This window comes from Paenibacillus sp. JT22N7 (assembly GCF_059383875.1).
The window spans coordinates 129,304-146,666 of record NZ_JBXENY010000002.1 but is presented as its reverse complement, the minus strand read 5'-3'; the positions used below and the strand labels follow the sequence as shown (position 1 = coordinate 146,666).

General features: G+C 52.5%; 14 protein-coding genes. All 14 read right to left on the bottom strand.

What is annotated here, in order from left to right:
- Positions 1-61: 61 nt before the first annotated feature.
- The 14 genes from AC50Y5_RS05340 to purB all read right to left on the bottom strand — a co-directional run bounded on the left by AC50Y5_RS05340 (position 62) and on the right by purB (position 17,359).
- Complete coding sequence (locus AC50Y5_RS05340) at positions 62-1,471, bottom strand: sensor histidine kinase (RefSeq protein WP_494858985.1); 1,410 nt, start codon at positions 1,469-1,471, stop codon at positions 62-64.
- Positions 1,468-2,217, bottom strand: a complete 750-nt coding sequence (locus AC50Y5_RS05335; protein ID WP_494859701.1) for a response regulator transcription factor — start codon at positions 2,215-2,217, stop codon at positions 1,468-1,470. Before AC50Y5_RS05335 ends, AC50Y5_RS05340 begins: the two co-directional genes overlap by 4 nt.
- 20 nt (positions 2,218-2,237) lie before the next feature.
- On the bottom strand, positions 2,238-3,653 hold the full coding sequence (locus tag AC50Y5_RS05330) for an FG-GAP repeat domain-containing protein (protein ID WP_494858980.1): 1,416 nt from the start codon (positions 3,651-3,653) through the stop codon (positions 2,238-2,240).
- Between the two features lie 44 nt (positions 3,654-3,697).
- Positions 3,698-4,804 carry a polysaccharide deacetylase family protein gene (locus tag AC50Y5_RS05325; RefSeq protein WP_494858978.1) on the bottom strand — a complete coding sequence of 369 codons (1,107 nt, stop codon included), beginning with the start codon at positions 4,802-4,804 and terminating at the stop codon, positions 3,698-3,700.
- Positions 4,805-5,636: 832 nt separating this feature from the next.
- Positions 5,637-6,902, bottom strand: a complete 1,266-nt coding sequence (purD, locus tag AC50Y5_RS05320) for a phosphoribosylamine--glycine ligase (RefSeq protein ID WP_494858976.1) — start codon at positions 6,900-6,902, stop codon at positions 5,637-5,639.
- A gap of 15 nt (positions 6,903-6,917) precedes the next feature.
- Entirely contained in the window at positions 6,918-8,468 is a 1,551-nt protein-coding gene (gene purH, locus AC50Y5_RS05315; protein WP_056030598.1) for a bifunctional phosphoribosylaminoimidazolecarboxamide formyltransferase/IMP cyclohydrolase, read from the bottom strand.
- A 69-nt stretch (positions 8,469-8,537) separates the two neighbouring features.
- The gene (purN, locus tag AC50Y5_RS05310; RefSeq protein ID WP_056030601.1) at positions 8,538-9,164 is read right to left on the bottom strand and encodes a phosphoribosylglycinamide formyltransferase; all 627 of its coding nucleotides are present in this window, start codon (positions 9,162-9,164) and stop codon (positions 8,538-8,540) included.
- Positions 9,164-10,207 (bottom strand): phosphoribosylformylglycinamidine cyclo-ligase, encoded by a 1,044-nt coding sequence (purM, locus tag AC50Y5_RS05305; RefSeq protein WP_056030604.1) that lies wholly within the window; start codon positions 10,205-10,207, stop codon positions 9,164-9,166. The genes purN and purM overlap by 1 nt, the downstream gene beginning before the upstream one ends.
- Positions 10,208-10,330: 123 nt before the next feature.
- Entirely contained in the window at positions 10,331-11,809 is a 1,479-nt protein-coding gene (gene purF / locus AC50Y5_RS05300; RefSeq protein WP_056030607.1) for an amidophosphoribosyltransferase, read from the bottom strand.
- Positions 11,794-14,037, bottom strand: coding sequence for a phosphoribosylformylglycinamidine synthase subunit PurL (gene purL / locus AC50Y5_RS05295; protein ID WP_494858974.1), 2,244 nt, complete (start codon positions 14,035-14,037; stop codon positions 11,794-11,796). Before purL ends, purF begins: the two co-directional genes overlap by 16 nt.
- Positions 14,015-14,710, bottom strand: a complete 696-nt coding sequence (gene purQ / locus AC50Y5_RS05290) for a phosphoribosylformylglycinamidine synthase subunit PurQ (protein WP_056030613.1) — start codon at positions 14,708-14,710, stop codon at positions 14,015-14,017. The genes purL and purQ overlap by 23 nt, the downstream gene beginning before the upstream one ends.
- 3 nt (positions 14,711-14,713) lie before the next feature.
- Positions 14,714-14,956, bottom strand: coding sequence for a phosphoribosylformylglycinamidine synthase subunit PurS (gene purS / locus AC50Y5_RS05285; RefSeq protein WP_056030616.1), 243 nt, complete (start codon positions 14,954-14,956; stop codon positions 14,714-14,716).
- Between the two features lie 191 nt (positions 14,957-15,147).
- Complete coding sequence (locus tag AC50Y5_RS05280; protein WP_056030626.1) at positions 15,148-16,047, bottom strand: phosphoribosylaminoimidazolesuccinocarboxamide synthase; 900 nt, start codon at positions 16,045-16,047, stop codon at positions 15,148-15,150.
- A gap of 16 nt (positions 16,048-16,063) precedes the next feature.
- Positions 16,064-17,359, bottom strand: a complete 1,296-nt coding sequence (gene purB, locus AC50Y5_RS05275; RefSeq protein ID WP_494858970.1) for an adenylosuccinate lyase — start codon at positions 17,357-17,359, stop codon at positions 16,064-16,066.
- Between the last annotated feature and the right edge of the window lie 4 nt (positions 17,360-17,363).

Below are 17,363 nucleotides of genomic sequence, written 5' to 3'. Positions count from 1 at the left end.
CAACCGCAATCTGCTGTTTAACAAAAATTAGCCGCCCTTCCGGGCGGCTGATAAATTCTGGTTATGTTGCTGGTTTGTCCTGATGGCTGATCGGCAGCTTGATCGTGATTACCGTTCCAGCACCACGCTCGCTGTCTATTTTCATCTCGCCAGCATGCAGCTCGGTAATTTCCTTGCAGATCGCGAGCCCAAGCCCGCTTCCGCCCTGCCCCGTATTCGCCTTATAAAACTTCTCCGTCACATGAGGAATGTCCTCGGCTTCGATGCCGCAGCCGGTATCGGCAACTGTCAGCAGCGCAAAGTTCTCGTCAGGAGTAATGGAGATCGACACGCGAATGGTGCCTCCTGCTGGCGTGAATTTGAACGCATTGTCAATCAAATTAATGATAACCTGCTTCAAGCGATTCGCATCCGCATACACCATCACTGGCGATTTGCCTAGCGTGACGAGCAGCTTCACGCTCGTCTGATCCTGCCGGACACCAAGCTGGGCCGCCGTCTCCTTCACTGGGCTGTTGAGATCCAGCAGCTCGGCATGAAGCTCCATGCTTCCTGCCGACAGCTTGGAGAAATCGAGCAAATCCTCCACAAGCCCCGACAAGCGCAGCGTTTCATGGCTAATTATTTGCAGCCCCAGCTTCATTTCCTCATTGTCGGCCGGATCGCCTTCCTTCAGCGTCTCGCTCCAGCCTCTAATCGACGTAAGCGGCGTTCGCAGCTCGTGGGAAATGGAGGAGATAAAATCATTTTTGAGCTTCTCCCGATGATTCAGCTCCACGACCATCGAATTGAACGTTTCCGCCAGCTGTCCAATTTCATCATTGCTTCGCTTTGTCGCACGCCTCGTCCAGTCTCCATCGGCCATATACCTTGCCGCACGTGTCAGCTCGCGAATAGGCCGTACAATACGCTGCGCCAGCCACAGGCTTAAGCCCAGAAACAGCAAAATAACTGCCAGCCCCACGAATGCCGTCATGCGCAGCAGCTGGCTTACCATATCGTCCACAGCGCTGATGGAGGCCGAATAACGCAGCAGGGATACAACATGCGTATCGTTCCAGACCGGTATCGTAATCGACGTGACCCGTTCCTTGTAATAAGGATCATTGCCCTGCCAAATATCCGTATTCCCGTTCATCGCTGCCTGCACGTCCAGCGTGTTGTAATGTATATCTTCCACCAGCCCGTCGGAGTCCATGCGTACGTTGCCATACACATCAAGCAGCTGAAGCCGGGTATCGCCCTCCACCATATATTGCAGCATGTAATCGGCTTGATCATGCATTTTCAGCGAAGCCATCGTCCGGTTATGCGTGGCAAGGGCAGATACAGCCCGCTGCTTAACCGAGCTTTGTGCGCTGCCATAATAATAGTTGGTAATCAGTGTAGCAAAAAGTCCGCCGAGCACGACGACAACGAGCGCAATCAGCAGCAAATAGCTCCACACGATTCTCGTCTTCAGACTGTTCATCCGCTGCTGCCCCTTCTCCAGCGGTAGCCGAAGCCCCATACCGTTTCGATGAAAGCAGGCTCAGAGGAATTGTCTTCAATTTTTTGGCGCACCCGCCTAATGTTTACGTCAACGACCTTAAGGTCGCCCACATAATAACGGCCCCAAACCTCGCTCAAAATATCATCGCGGCTGACGCTTTTGCCTTCCCGCTCCATTAATAGCCGCACCAGCGTCCATTCAGTCGGGGTCAAAATAATTTCCTCATCGTTTTTCCACAGCTTGCGCGCAGATACCGACAGGCGGAATGGCCCAATGGTCAGCTCATCATCCATTACCTCCTGCACGGGAGCAGCAGCCGCCAGCTCTTGGCTAACCACCGCCTGAAGCAGTGCAGCACTCGGCTGCATTCTGCGGTAGAGCGACTTGATGCGGGCAATCAGCTCGCCTGGGCTGAATGGCTTCTGCACATAATCGTCGGCGCCAAGCTCCAGCCCGTGAATTTTATCCTCTTCCTGCGACTTCGCGGTCAGCATAATAATGCCCATGCTGGGGAATTTGCTGCGCAGCTGCTCGCATACTTCGAAGCCGCTAATAGTCGGCAGCATCACATCAAGCAGCGCAATATCAAATGGTCCCTCCGAATCAGCCAAAGCGAGCGCCGTTTCACCGTCGCCTGCTTCCGTCACTTCCATCTCATTGCGTTTTAGATTAATGCGGACAAAGCCGCGAATCGCTTCTTCATCTTCCAGCAGCAAAATACGCATAGGTCCACCCACTTTTTCCATTAGTCCGGCCTCGGTACCAGCAATTCAGGCAGTTGATCCTTATTCAGCTGCATTGCATAAAACAGCTGGCGATCACTGATATCCATCGTTCCTGGAGGAGCAAGCTGCTGTGCAAAAATGTACACCAAGCCCGCATAATTGAACACGACATTGTAAGAGCGGTCTGTCTCTTTCCACTCTTCCTGAACGCTGCCCCACTTCGTTAATGGAACCGCATATAATGTGCCAAGCTCGAACTTGTAGCCGGTTTTTTCATTCCAATATTCAAAGGTGACGAGGCCATATTCCCGGTGGACTTCCGGGCTTCTCAGCGTATAGCGGCCCTTCCACTGATTCGGAATCGTAAAGCTGATTTGGTAGCTGTTACTCGTAAACTCTTCCTTGATCGACTTGAAGCCCTTATCTCCATCCCATTGCAGCCACTCGTTCACCCACAGCATCCCGGCATAAGGGAGATCCGGATAGCCTGCTGGCTCTTTGGGCCGGGACAGCTCAATAATGCCATCGCCGTTTATATCTTCATTTTGCGTCGGCGTTCCCGACACGAGCGCATTTCCATATTCGCCCTGCCCGGATAACGCAACTGGCCGCAGCTTGCCTTTTTCCCACACATACATAAATGTATACATCGAATGGGCGCCTACCGCAGCTTCCAATACGATGCCCGTATGCCGCTCAGAAATTTTGCCAATCAACAGCCGGTCATAATTAATGACATCATTGCTAAGATCGAGCTGCTGGAGCGCATGAAGCTTGCCCTTTGTCCATTCATATACCGTCAGCTTATAGTTCGGCAGCTGCACTTCCTGATTCGCCCAATCCCCCGTGACGACCGCCAGCTCCAGCTTTCCATCTCCGTTCAGATCGCCTGCTTCCGCGTACAAATAAGGCAGGGAATCCTCCGGCTCAAGCACAAGCTTGCCTTCCTCATTGCGCACTGGCGTTTGGCTAAGCGAATACAGCTCGACCATATTGGAGCCATCATAGGAGCCGATCCAGCCGACGGCCAAATCGAGCTTGCCATCTTTGTCATAATCGCTTACTTTCATCCAGTCCATGCGCATCGATAAAGGCTGCTGAATCGTATAATAGGGCTTCCAGGTGTTGCCCCGATAGCGGAGCAGCATTAGCTCAGGAGAGCTGTATTCATTGTTAAAAGAAACGAGCGCCTCGTCTATGCCATCGCCATCTACATCGAGCAGGCGCACGGCGCCAAGATTGTCATCCCGCATCGGAAGCGCAAGCTGGGCATGAGGCGGCAAAGCCTTCTGCACAGCCTGAACGAGCGCCTGCTTATCCGAGGCGATAGTAGGCTTTTCAAGCAAATCCGCAGGAGCCGCCGTATAACGGCAGCCGGTTAATAAACAAAGCAAGGCGGCTGCAAGCAGCGCCCCGCTTATTTTGAATATAAACAATTGCTTAAGCCCCCTTAAACTTACGGCCCGAAAGCAGACCGGAATCAAGGCATTTCGTCAATCGTAACAAATGTATAGCCTTTCTTCTGCAAGCTATCAATGACGTCTGGCAGCATGTCTACCGTGTTTTTAATCCCTTTGCCTCCAAAAGAATGCATCAGTATTATACCACCCGGTTTCGTATGCTCGCTAATGTTCTTCTTCATCACAGCGACAGACGTTCCCGCCCAGTCACGGGTATCTACATTCCAGCTTACCAATTCTCTTCCTTTGTCCTTCATTAGCTGCTTAACGGTGCTATTCACAGCTCCATACGGGGCGCGCACCAGATTTGGAGTAAAGCCGACTACATCTTTGATCAGCTTATCCGTCGTGGTGATTTCGTCCCATATTTGATTCTTGGTCAGCTTCGTCAAATCTTTATGATGGGTTGTATGATTGCCAATCGTATGGCCTTCGTCCACTATGCGCTGAAGCACCTCGGGGTCCTTCTTCACTTGAACGCCGACTACGAAGAAAGTTGCTTTAATGCCCTTCTTTTTCAGGATATCCAAAATCGCTGGTGTATAACGGTTATCTGGCCCATCATCAAAGGTTAAGGCGACAAGCTTCTGCTCCTTATCCGGCTTGCCCGTTTCCTTCTCTCCTTGCGGAGACGCCGAAGGCGTTGGCGTGGGAGCCGGCTTGCTCGTTGGTGTAGCCGAGCTTGAAGGCTTAGTTGTATATGTACTGGACGTTACGCTCTTTCCCGGTTTGGAACCTTCACCTTGCGTTTTTCCGCCAGTGCCACTGGATGTACCCGATGTACCGGAACCATTCGAAGCACCGGATGCGCCGTCCGTTCCTTTCTGAGGGGAATGGGAATCATCGGTGCTCGCCGGATGGCTTGCCGTGTCCGTACCGCTGCTTGTCCCTTCCGACAACGTCGGATGGTTAATATGGATGGTATCCTCGGATGAAGTACCCTGCTGGATGTTGGCGCTGCCCTCTTTGCCAGGCACAAGAACCTCCAGGCTCGATGAAGCCTTAGTCCCGCAGCCGCCAAGCCATAAGGCTAGTGCTACAAGCAGAAAGCTTGCAATTGCTAGTTTTCGTTTTGTTCTCTTGCGCGTCTTCATGCTGCTTACTCTAGTTCGTGTGTTATACTTCATCCGATTCACCCTTCTATTCCCTGCTGATAGATTTATCTTATCGCATTCATAGACGCAGTGCGTTACAAATTAGTTACACCTTTCGCCCGCATTTGACAGCAAAAAAACCTCCCCATTGCATGCTATAATGAACTGCTAGAATATGGATAGGAGAGGGCTGTGAAAATAAGATTATCAAATAAGCTAGTATTGGATATCCCCGTTGCTATCGTAGCAAATAGCACTATACAAGTAAAAAATGAAACGACTTCGGCTCTCGTGTTACTAGGGTGTGAATGCAAAAGTAAGCGATTCAGTTCCTGATTATAGCCACCGTCATACTCTTGGTTTCAGGGGCTGGCCCCTTGAACAAAGTTAGACTTGGCGGACACAGCAGCCGCTATTTCAACCAAATCAAGGGTTATGGCATCGGCTGCGGACTCAGAAGCCGCTAATGCGTTTTCAAAAGCCTTTTTGACGAGATAATGAGGGGAATAACGGCGCTCCTGTCCGCGTGTGGCCTCAAATCGGATGGAAAGCCAGAATAGTGGAACCTCAGTCCTTCAAAAAAAGCAGTGAGCTTCCGAGCTGATGGCCTCAGCCACAGCAGTCTCTGCAACAGTGCTTTTACCCACAGCGGACTCAGCAACATTCGCATAATGGGGTTCTATAAGCCTTTAATTCGGCAGAGAAAATTGCCCTGGAATAAACGCTAAACAAAGAGCTGAAAGCCGACTTCGGTTTGCATACACATCCTAGTAAAACTATGATTGAATAAAAAAAGCCGCACATAGGCGGCTTCAAGCTTAATAAATTTATTTCATATAGGAATGACTACGTTTGAGAATGAACATTAAACCAGCGCCTTCGCCGCAATATCCGAACGGCTCTGCATGCCTTCGAAATGAATAACGCCCACCGCATCATAAGCACGCGCACGCGCTTCTGCAATGTCACGGCCGCGACCGACAACGCCTAGCACACGTCCGCCACTCGTTACGAACTGGCCGTCCTTCTCAGCTGTTCCAGCATGGAACACAAGCGCGCCTTGCGCTTCGGCTTTCGCCAGCCCTTCAATAACGCGGCCTTTCGGATACGAAGCCGGATAACCCTCGGAAGCCATAATGACGCAGACCGCTGCCTCATCGCTCCAAGTAATATCCAACTGCTCCAGCCTGCCGTTCAGCGAAGCGAGTACGATGTCGACAAGATCGGTTTCCAGACGCGGAAGCACAACCTGTGTTTCCGGATCGCCCATGCGTGCATTAAACTCGATCGTTTTCGGGCCATCCTTCGTAATCATCAGACCGGCGAACAATACGCCGCGGAACGGGCGGCCTTCGCTGACCATCGCTTTCGCCGTTGGAATAATAATGTTCGCAATCGACTCGTCGATAATCGCCTGATCAATATGCGGCAGCGGCGTATATGTGCCCATACCGCCCGTATTCGGGCCTTTATCGCCGTCGAAAATCGGCTTGTGATCCTGTGCTGGCACCATCGCCCGTACCGTCTCACCGTCTACGAACGCAAGGATGGACATTTCCTGTCCTTCCAAAAACTCCTCGATCACGATTTGGTTGCCCGCATCGCCAAACACTTTATCCAGCATCGCTTCTTTCAGCGCCTGCTGTGCTTCTTCCATCGTGAATGCCACGGTTACACCCTTGCCTGCTGCAAGCCCGTCCGCCTTAATGACGATTGGCGTCTGCTGTGCCTGCAAATAAGCGGAAGCCGCCTCATATTCGGTAAACGTCTCATATTTAGCCGTCGGAATATTGTATTTCTTGAGCAAATTTTTCATAAAAATTTTGCTGCCTTCAATTTCCGCTGCCGCTTTATTCGGTCCGTATACCGGAATTTGATGCGCTTCGAACGCATCGACGATGCCATCCGCCAGCGGATCATCCGGGCCGATGAATACGAGATCAACAGCCGCATCCTTCGCAAACTCCACCAGCTCGTCAAATTGATTGACAGCCAGCGGTACGCATTCTGCCAGCTGCGCGATGCCTGCATTGCCCGGCGCACAATAAATGTGCCGGACCTTCTCGCTTTTTTTCAGCGCCCATACGATCGCATGCTCGCGGCCGCCGCCGCCTACTACTAAAATTCGCATCTTGTCAGCTCCCCCTTAATGCTTGAAATGACGAACGCCAGTCAGTACCATGGCAATGTTGTTGGCATTTGCTGCGGCAATCGATTCGGCATCTTTAATAGATCCGCCCGTTTGGATAATCGCCGTAATGCCAGCTTTAGCTGCCAGCTCAACCGTATCGCCCATTGGGAAAAAGGCATCCGATGCCAGTACAGCGCCAGCGGACTGCGCACCAGCCTGCTCAATTGCGATGCGAGCAGCGCCTACGCGGTTCATTTGGCCTGCGCCTACGCCAATCGTCATATTATTTTTCGCCAGCAAAATCGCATTCGATTTCACATGCTTCACGACTTTCCAGCCGAACAGCAATTGCTTCAGCTCTTCCTCCGTCGGCTTGCGATCGGTTACGAATTGCAGGTCCGCTTCGGTCAGGCTGCGCACGTCGCTTTCCTGTACGAGCATGCCGCCGTCAACCGTCGTCACGAGCAGCTCAGGCTTGCGGTCAGCTGCAGCAACGGAAAGCTCGCCGAGCTTCATGAGGCGAATGTTTTTCTTTTTTGTCAAAATATCAAGCGCTTCCGGCGTAAAGTCCGGGGCAATAATAATTTCAAGGAAAATTTGGCCCAGCAGCTCAGCTGTGTCTGCGCCGATCACGCGGTTCGCCGCAACGATGCCGCCAAAGATGGAAGTCGGATCAGCCGCATACGCTTTTTGATACGCTTCATGAATGTCAGCGCCAGTACCTACGCCGCAAGGATTCATATGCTTAACGGCAACTACAGCCGGCTCATCAAATTCTTTTACAATCGCAAGCGCAGCGTTTGCATCATTAATGTTATTGTAGGACAGCTCTTTGCCGTGCAATTGCTCAGCTGTCGTAATGTTGCCTGCCGAAGCGAGCGGCTTGCTGTAGAAAGCTGCCTTCTGATGCGGGTTCTCGCCGTAGCGGAGATCCTGTACTTTTTCGTAAGTAACCGTGTAGCTTTCTGGAAGTTCTTCGCCTGTCTGCTTGGATAAATATTCAGCAATCAGCGTATCGTAAGCAGCTGTATGACGGAATACTTTCGCCGTCAAGCGCTTGCGCGTTTCAAGCGTCGTGTCGCCGCCTGCTTTGACTTCTTCCAGCACAGCCGCATAATCCGCAGCGTCTACGACAACGGTAACGAATGCATGGTTTTTCGCAGCTGAACGCAGCATTGTTGGACCGCCGATATCGATGTTTTCAATCGCATCCGCATATTCCACATCTGGCTTCGCAATCGTCTGCTTGAACGGGTACAGATTCACGACAACGAGGTCAATGTAGCTGAGACCCAGCTCTTCCATCACCTTTTGGTGCTCTGCATCGTCGCGAACAGCGAGCAGGCCGCTATGAACAGCAGGATGCAGCGTTTTGACGCGTCCATCCAAAATTTCCGGGAAGCCCGTCACATCGGAAATGCCGATGACCGGAATGCCCTCTTTTTCCAGCAAGCTGAACGTTCCGCCTGTCGAAATAATTTCTACGCCTTGGCTTGCCAGCTCACGCGAAAACTCCACAATACCCGTCTTATCAGATACGCTGATTAATGCTCTACGAATAGCCATTCCACAAAGCCCTCCTTTTTGTCTTAACCCGGTTACGCTCTAACCACTTTTATCACTATGAATGCCCAATCACTCAGCTTGCTTGTTCACATCGATCCGCACCAAACGTCCGTCCAAATGAACCCGTCCGCCAGCAATTTGCCGCACAACCTGCGGGAGCAGCTGCTGCTCGGCCGCATGAATGCGTACCGCAAGCTCATCCTCCGACTCGCCGTCTGCGATTCCGACTGCCTGCTGGGCAATGATCGGGCCGCTGTCGAGGCCGCCGTCCACATAATGCACGGTGACGCCCGTCAGCTTCACGCCGTAATCAAGCGCCTGGCGAATCGCATTAATGCCGGGAAACGCTGGCAGCAATGAAGGATGGATATTGATCATCCGCCCATAGAAAGGCTCCACCAGCACTGGCGTAATGATGCGCATATAGCCTGCCAGTACAATAAGCTCAATGCCACGGCGCTCAAGCTCCGCCAAAATCACGCTGTCATGCGCTTCGCGGGACGGATAGTCCTTCGGCTTAAAAACGAACGTTTCTACGCCAGCCTTGCGCGCCCGCTCGATAACCGGCGCAGACGGCTTATCACAAACAAGAAGCTCGATAGTTGCATCGAGCTCCCCCTGCCATGCCGCATCGGCCAAGGCTTGAAAATTTGTGCCTTGACCAGATGCAAATACGGCTATACGCTTCGCTGCCATTACACCGTCGCTCCTGTAAACGTGACGATGCGGCTGCCTTCCGTTACTGTTCCAATGCGGTAAGCTTTCTCGCCAAGCTCATTTGCTACGCGAAGCGCTTCTTCCGCTTCATCAGCCGGTACAACAACTACGAGGCCAATTCCCATATTAAACGTCGTGAACATGTCACGATTCGTAATCGAACCTTTTTCCTGCATTAAGCCAAAAATGTTGTGGATCGGCCAAGAGCCGTATTCCACATTTACGTTAACGCCTTCCGGCAATACGCGCGGAATGTTCTCGATGAAGCCGCCGCCTGTAATATGCGCCATGCCTTTCACCTTCACTTGCTCAATGAGCTTAAGCGCAGATTTCACATAAATGCGCGTTGGCTCGATCAATACATCGCCAAGCTTCGCGCCATCAAGCTCTGCCAGCTCCTGATCAAGCGCATAACCGCTTTCTTCCAACAGCAATCTGCGAACGAGCGAATAGCCATTGCTGTGAATGCCGCTTGACGCAAGGCCAATGACTGCGTCTCCGGGCGCAATGGTCGTGCCGTCGATGATCTTTTTCTTATCGACAACGCCGACCGTAAAGCCCGCGATATCGTATTCGTCGCCTTGGTACATGCCCGGCATTTCCGCCGTCTCGCCGCCGATGAGTGCACAGCCTGCCTGTACGCAGCCGTCTGCAATGCCTTTGACTACCGCTTCGATTTTCTCCGGCACAACTTTGCCGCAAGCGAGGTAATCGAGGAAGAACAAGGGCTCAGCGCCTTGTACAATGATGTCGTTGACGCACATGGCAACCGCATCGATACCGATCGTGTCATGCTTGTCCATTGCAAAAGCCAGCTTCAGCTTTGTGCCAACACCATCTGTTCCCGATACGAGCACCGGCTCCTCATATTTATCCTTGTTTAGGCCGAACAGGCCGCCAAAGCCGCCAAGATCCGTCAGCACCTCAGGACGGAACGTCTTCTTGACATGCTTCTTCATTCTTTCGACCGCTTCGTTGCCAGCCGCTATATCCACGCCAGCTTTTTTATACGCTTCTGCCACATCGTTCAACCCCTTTATCGTAGCCGCCAAGCTGGCACGCCTGAACCAGGCGTGCACGCATGCAGCACTATTAATCCTAATTACACAAGCAATGCTTCATGCTGCAGCCAGACTGCCTTAAGTCTAGCAGCTGCAGCTTTTGTCCGATTCCTCATCCACAGGCGTCGGGTAATCATTATCAAAGCAGCCGAGGCACATGCCGCGGTTATAAGCACCGTCATTGCCGCCAACCGAATCGATAAAGCCGCTGTCGCTAAGGAAGGACAGCGAATCCGCATTGATCAACTCGCAAATTTCCTGCACGGTGCGGGAAGAAGCAATAAGCTCATCGCGGCTCGGCGTATCAATGCCGTAGTAGCAAGGGTTCTTGAAAGGCGGCGATGTAATTCGCACATGCACTTCCGTCGCTCCTGCTTCACGCAGCATATTGACGATCCGGCGCGACGTCGTGCCGCGAACGATCGAGTCGTCAATCATGACGACGCGTTTGCCTTCTACGACTTTGCGCACGGCGGACAGCTTCATCTTCACGCCCTGCTCGCGCAATTCCTGTGAAGGCTGGATGAACGTACGTCCGGTGTATTTATTTTTGATAAGTCCAAGCTCATAAGGAATGCCCGTCTGCTCCGCATAACCGATAGCTGCGGAAATACTGGAATCCGGCACACCCGTTACGATATCAGCATCGACGAACGATTCCATCGCAAGCTGCTTGCCCATCCGCTTGCGCGCGGAATGAATATTGATTTCATGAATGTCGCTGTCGGGACGGGCAAAATAAATATATTCCATCGCGCAGGTAGCCCGGCGCGTCACTTCCGCATAACGATCCTCTTTCATGCCATCCTGATCAAAAATAAGCAGCTCGCCCGGCTGAACGTCACGCAAATATTGGGCACCAATCGATTCAAATGCGCACGACTCGGAGGAAAACACATAACCGTCGCCAATGCGGCCTACCACGAGCGGACGAAGTCCGTTCGGATCAGAAGCTACAAGCAGCTTGTCGTTCGTCATAATCAGAAAAGCGAAGCCTCCTACAATACGCTGGAGCGCTTCTTTCGCTGCCGTCACAAAATCCTTCGGCGAGCGGGCGATCAAATGCGCAATAACCTCGGTATCGCTCGTCGTCTGGAAAATAGAGCCCAGGTTTTCCAGCTCCTTGCGGATTTCCGGCGCATTTACGATATTGCCGTTCGTCGCTACCGCAAGATCGCCATCGCGATAGCGGAAGATCAGCGGCTGCGCATTCGCCAGCTTGCTCTCTCCCGCCGTCGAATAGCGCACGTGGCCGATCGAGCGATCGCCAGGGAGCCCCGCTAGGCGCTCCTTGTCGAATACTTCCTTGACCAAGCCCATGCCGCGGTGATAGCTGAACCGATTGCGGTCCGTCGTATCGACGGTGCAAATGCCGGCCGACTCCTCGCCGCGATGCTGCAAAGCATGAAGGCCATAGTAAGAAAGCGATGCTGCGTCTGCATGGTTAAAGACACCGAAGACGCCGCATTCCTCGCGCAGCTTGTCGAAGAAATCCTCCCGACCGCCGCCTTGATTATAATAATCGCCTGACCAAAGCTTAGGCTGCTTTATTTCATCAGACATGGAATCGCATCCTTCCAGACCTTCTCCAGTTGTTGTACCGGCGCCTGAATGCCGGATTTGCCATTGATGCTGATCGAAAGAGCAGCTCCTTTAACCGAACCAATTGCCGTATGGGCAACGCCTTGCTCAGACAGCAATGCTTGCAGCGCTGCTGCTTGCTCCGGCTTCGCCGACAGCAAAATACGTGATTGCGATTCGCTGAACAATGCATGATCAGCGCGCAGCTCTGTATTTACATTAACTTCTGCACCGAGCTTGCCGCTTATGCAGGATTCTGCCAGCGCAGCCGCAATACCGCCTTCAGACAAGTCATGCGCCGAAGCGACCAAGCCGCTTTGAATCGCGCTCAGCACAGCGCCGAGCATCTTTTTCTCAACAGCTAGATCAATCACCGGAGGACGTCCTTCGTTCACGCCTTGCAGCACGTATTGAAGCTCGCTTCCGCCCATTTCAGCTTTCGTTTCGCCGACGAGAATGATGACGTCGCCTTCGTTTTTGAAGCCTTGAGTCGTAATATGATCGATATCATGAACGAGACCTACCATGCCGATAACCGGCGTTGGGTAAATCGCGCCTTTTGCATTTTCATTGTACAAGCTGACGTTGCCGCCGATAACTGGCGTTTCCAATACGCGGCAAGCTTCGGACATGCCGTCTGCCGATTTCTCGATCTGCCAGAATACATCCGGCTTCTCTGGGCTGCCGAAGTTCAGGTTGTCCGTAATCGCCAGCGGCTCTGCGCCGGAGCATACGATGTTGCGCGCAGCTTCCGCTACGGCAATGCGTCCGCCCACTTCTGGATCAAGGTATACATAACGGCTGTTGCAGTCTGTTGTCATCGCAAGTGCTTTACGTGTACCGTTGATTGTCACAACTGCTGCGTCCGAACCCGGTTGAACCGCTGTCGACGTACGCACCATATAGTCGTATTGATTGTAAACCCACTCTTTGCTTGCCACCGTTGGCGAAGCGAGAACTTTCTCAAGCGCAGCCGTCAAATCCGTTACTTCCGGATAAGCTGTTGTGTCGATTGCCGCATTTGCGCTGTAATAAGCAGGCTCCTGCGAAGGCTTGTCATAAACCGGGCACTCGTCAACGAGCGCTGTTACTGGCATATCTGCCACTTGCTCGCCTTGGTGGAACAAGCGGAGACGTCCGTCATCGGTTACTTTGCCGACTTTGGCGCAAATGATGCCCCAACGGTCGAAAATCTCTTTCGCCTGCGCTTCATGCTGCGGCTCTACAACGAAGAGCATGCGCTCTTGCGATTCGGACAGCATCATTTCGTAAGGCGTCATGCCTGTTTCGCGCTGCGGCACTTCATCGAGGTACAGCTCAAGGCCGTTGCCGGCTTTCGAAGCCATCTCGGCGCTGGAGCAAGTTAGGCCAGCTGCGCCCATATCTTGAATACCAAGCACGATGCCGGAATCGATCAGCTCAAGCGTCGCTTCCATAACGAGCTTCTCCATGAATGGATCGCCGACTTGAACCGCCGTACGCTTTTCTTCGGATTCCTCGGACAGCTCGACCGAAGCGAAGGTTGCGCCGTGAATGCCGTCGCGGCCAGTTGCCGGACCGACATAAAATACCGGGTTGCCTACCCCTTTAGCGACGCCGCGTTGGATTTTATCATGATCAATAAGGCCTACGCACATCGCGTTAACGAGCGGATTGCCCTCGTAGCTCTCGTCGAACATGACTTCGCCGCCGACGGTCGGGATGCCGATACAGTTGCCGTAGCCAGCGATGCCGCTAACGACATTTTCAAACAAATATTTAACGCGCTCATTTTCAAGACGGCCAAAACGCAAGCTGTTCATCAAAGCAACAGGACGTGCGCCCATGGAGAAAATGTCGCGGATAATGCCGCCTACACCTGTAGCTGCGCCTTGGTAAGGCTCAACCGCGGATGGATGGTTATGCGATTCGATTTTGAATACGACCGCTTGATTGTCGCCAATATCAACGATACCCGCGCCTTCGCCTGGTCCCATTAGAACTTTAGGTCCGGTAATCGGGAATTTTTTCAAAATCGGCTTGGAGTTTTTGTAAGAGCAATGCTCCGACCACATGACGCTGAATACGCCGATCTCCGTATAGTTTGGCTGGCGGCCAAGAAATCCGCAAATCAGCTCATATTCATAATCCGTTACGCCGAACTGCGTATAAATCCGCTGATCCGCGATTTGTTCCGCTGTCGGTTCCTTAGCTGTTAACTGCTGCGCCATGCTGTTCCCTCCATGCATTCAAAATCGATGTAAACATTTTTTTGCCGTCCTCAGAGCCGAACAATTGGTTGATTGCACGCTCTGGATGCGGCATCATGCCGACTACGTTGCCGCGCTCGTTGCTCACGCCCGCGATGTTCGATACCGATCCGTTCGGATTGGTGTCGCCCGCATAGCGGAAAATAATTTGCTTGTTCGCTTCCAGCTGTGCCAGCGTCGCGTCGTCGCAATAGTAGTTGCCTTCGCCGTGGGCGATCGGAATGTTGATAATATCGCCTTCCGCATACTGGTTCGTGAACGGGTTGCCATTGTTCACAACTTCCAGCGGCGTCTGATGGCAGCGGAATTTGAGGCCGCTGTTGCGAATCAAAGCGCCTGGCAGCAAGCCTGCTTCCGTAAGGATTTGGAACCCGTTGCAAATGCCGAGGATAAATTTGCCTTCCTCTGCTGCTTTCTTCACTTCATTCATGACAGGAGCAAAACGCGAAATCGCGCCACATCGCAGGTAATCGCCGTAGGAGAAGCCTCCTGGCACCAAAATCGCGTCAAAACCGGAAAGATCCGTCGATGTATGCCATACATACTCTACCTTTTGGCCAATCGCTTCCTCTACCGCCTTGTAACAATCAATATCACAGTTGGAACCTGGAAAAACCAGAACCGCAAACTTCATCGCCTATCCCTCCAGCTCAAAACGGTAATCTTCAACGACCGTGTTCGCAAGCAGCTTCTCGCACATTTCCTTGATGCGCTTCTCCGCTTCGCTGCGGTCGATTGCGCCCAGCTCTAGCTCCAAATATTTGCCGATCCGCACTTTTTCCACTTCGGCAAAACCCATCGAATGCAATGCTCCTTGTACAGCTGTTCCTTGCGGATCAAGTACATTTTCCTTGATTGTTACGTAGACGGTTGCTTTCATTGTTGGCCTCCTGATAATGAAAATAATAATGTAGCGCTAACGCTGCTTCGCTTTTCTTCTGCTTTAGGCGAGCACCCCACAGGCTCCCTCCAGCAAAATCGCTTTGCTTTTATCGTTTTGCTTGTATCGCTGTTGATCTATTTCTTTAGCTTGCTCTTGCTGGCTTCAACGCTGCTGCCTGCGCGGAAAATCTAGTAGCTTTCCGCACCTGTCAAGCGGCGGTAAATATCCTGATACCGCTTCGTCGTCTCTTCGACAACCGCTTCCGGCAGCGGATCCGGCTTGCTGTTCTTGTCCCAATCCGAGCCCAGCAAATAGGTGCGCACCGGCTCCTTGTCCATGCTGTCGATCTCGATGTCATAGGCGTAATTGCCCTCTGCCCAGAAGCGCGAGGAATCTGGCGTGAAAATCTCGTCAATGAGAATCACTTTGCCGTCAATCAGGCCGAATTCGAATTTGCAATCGGCAAGAATGATGCCGCGCTCGGCGCAATAAGCGTGAGCGAACTCGTAAAGCTTGATGCTGCGGTCGCGCAGCTCTTCGGAAAGCTCGGCGCCAACCAGTTCCTGCATCCGCTCAAACGGGATATCCTCGTCGTGGCCGACGTCGTTTTTCGCCGCTGGCGTAAAGATCGGCTGCGGAAAACGCTCATTTTTGCGCATGCCTGCCGGAAGCTCGATGCCATTAATCGCAGACGTTTGCTGATATTGTCTCCAGCCGCCGCCTGTGATATAGCCGCGCACGACACATTCAATATCGATGCGCTCCGCTTTGCGAGTAACCATAATCCGGTTGCGAAGCAGCTCAGGCTCCGTAATAAGCTCGCCCAGCTTGTCCACATCGGTATGCACGACGTGGTTCGTCTGGATCGAAGCGGTCTGCTCAAACCAGAAAGCCGACAGGCGGTTAAGCACATTGCCTTTCTCCGGCACTGCCGGGTCAAGCACATAATCAAATGCCGAAATGCGATCCGTTACAACGATCAGAAAATGCTCGCCCAGATCGTAAAGCTCTCTAACCTTCCCCTTGTACAGCAGGGGCGCTTTCACATACGGCTCAGCAGTGGACAAGCTTTGAGAGATTGCAGTCATACGCCAGTAAGCCTCCTTAGTTCAATCCAAGACGGGTGAAAATCGTATCCACATGCTTCAAATGCCATGTTGGGTTAAAGCAATCGTCGATCTCTTCCGTCGACAAAAGCTCGGTAATTTCCTTCGTCGATTCAATAATGTCGCGGAATTGGCGCTGCTCTTCCCAAGCCTGCATTGCACGCGGTTGAACGGTGTCATAAGCCTGCTCGCGGCTGAAGCCTTTGTCGATCAGCTTCGTCATGACGCGGCCGGAGAACGGCACGCCGAACGTACGCTGCATGTTGCGCTTCATATTTTCAGGGAATACTTGCAGATTGTTGATGATGTTGCCCAGACGATTCAGCATGTAGTTCAGCAGCATCGTAGCATCCGGCAAAATAACGCGCTCTGCGGACGAATGGCTAATATCGCGCTCATGCCACAGCGGAATGTTCTCGTAAGCCGTCAGCATATGTCCGCGAATAACTCTCGACAAGCCGGAAATGTTCTCGCAGCCGATTGGGTTGCGTTTGTGCGGCATAGCCGATGAACCTTTTTGACCTTTGGCGAAAGGCTCTTCCACCTCGCGGAATTCGCTCTTCTGCAAAGCGCGGATTTCCGTAGCGAACTTGTCCAGCGACGAAGCAACGAGCGCCAGTGTGCCCATGTACTCCGCATGGCGGTCACGCTGCAGCGTTTGCGTCGAAATTGGCGCAGCTTTCGTGCCCAGCTTGCTGCAGACGAACTCTTCTACGAAAGGATCGATGTTCGCGTAAGTGCCGACAGCACCGGAAATTTTGCCGTATTGCACGCCATCAGCTGCATGCAGGAAACGCTCCAGGTTGCGCTTCATCTCTTCGTGCCACAATGCCATTTTGAGGCCGAAGGTAGTTGGCTCAGCATGAACGCCATGCGTACGTCCCATCATCGGCGTATCTTTGTACTGAATCGCCTTCTCGCGCAAAATCGAGATGAAACGCTCAATATCCTTTTGCAAAATCGCATTGGCTTGCAGCAGCAGGTAGCCCGTTGCCGTATCTACAACATCCGTCGATGTCAGGCCGTAGTGCACCCATTTGCGCTCAGGGCCAACCGTTTCGGATACAGCGCGCGTAAAGGCGATAACGTCATGGCGCGTATCCTGCTCGATTTCATAAATGCGGTCGATGTTGAAGCTCGCGTTTTTACGAAGCTCTTCCACGTCCTCCTTCGGAATAATGCCCAGCTCCGACCAAGCCTCGCATGCGCAAAGCTCAACCTCCAGCCATGCTTGGAACTTATTCTCCTCGGTCCAAATCGCTCTCATTTCCGGTCTGCTGTAACGCTCTAACATGTAG

Excerpts from the sequence above, each read along its gene's own strand:
- AC50Y5_RS05340 (WP_494858985.1), bottom strand. The coding sequence starts at position 1,471 with ATGAACAGTCTGAAGACGAGAATCGTGTGGAGCTATTTGCTGCTGATT.
- AC50Y5_RS05335 (WP_494859701.1), bottom strand. The coding sequence starts at position 2,217 with ATGCGTATTTTGCTGCTGGAAGATGAAGAAGCGATTCGCGGCTTTGTC.
- AC50Y5_RS05325 (WP_494858978.1), bottom strand. The coding sequence starts at position 4,804 with ATGAAGTATAACACACGAACTAGAGTAAGCAGCATGAAGACGCGCAAG.
- purD (WP_494858976.1), bottom strand. The coding sequence starts at position 6,902 with ATGCGAATTTTAGTAGTAGGCGGCGGCGGCCGCGAGCATGCGATCGTA.
- purH (WP_056030598.1), bottom strand. The coding sequence starts at position 8,468 with ATGGCTATTCGTAGAGCATTAATCAGCGTATCTGATAAGACGGGTATT.
- purN (WP_056030601.1), bottom strand. The coding sequence starts at position 9,164 with ATGGCAGCGAAGCGTATAGCCGTATTTGCATCTGGTCAAGGCACAAAT.
- purF (WP_056030607.1), bottom strand. The coding sequence starts at position 11,809 with ATGTCTGATGAAATAAAGCAGCCTAAGCTTTGGTCAGGCGATTATTAT.
- purL (WP_494858974.1), bottom strand. The coding sequence starts at position 14,037 with ATGGCGCAGCAGTTAACAGCTAAGGAACCGACAGCGGAACAAATCGCG.
- purQ (WP_056030613.1), bottom strand. The coding sequence starts at position 14,710 with ATGAAGTTTGCGGTTCTGGTTTTTCCAGGTTCCAACTGTGATATTGAT.
- purS (WP_056030616.1), bottom strand. The coding sequence starts at position 14,956 with ATGAAAGCAACCGTCTACGTAACAATCAAGGAAAATGTACTTGATCCG.
- AC50Y5_RS05280 (WP_056030626.1), bottom strand. The coding sequence starts at position 16,047 with ATGACTGCAATCTCTCAAAGCTTGTCCACTGCTGAGCCGTATGTGAAA.
- purB (WP_494858970.1), bottom strand. The coding sequence starts at position 17,359 with ATGTTAGAGCGTTACAGCAGACCGGAAATGAGAGCGATTTGGACCGAG.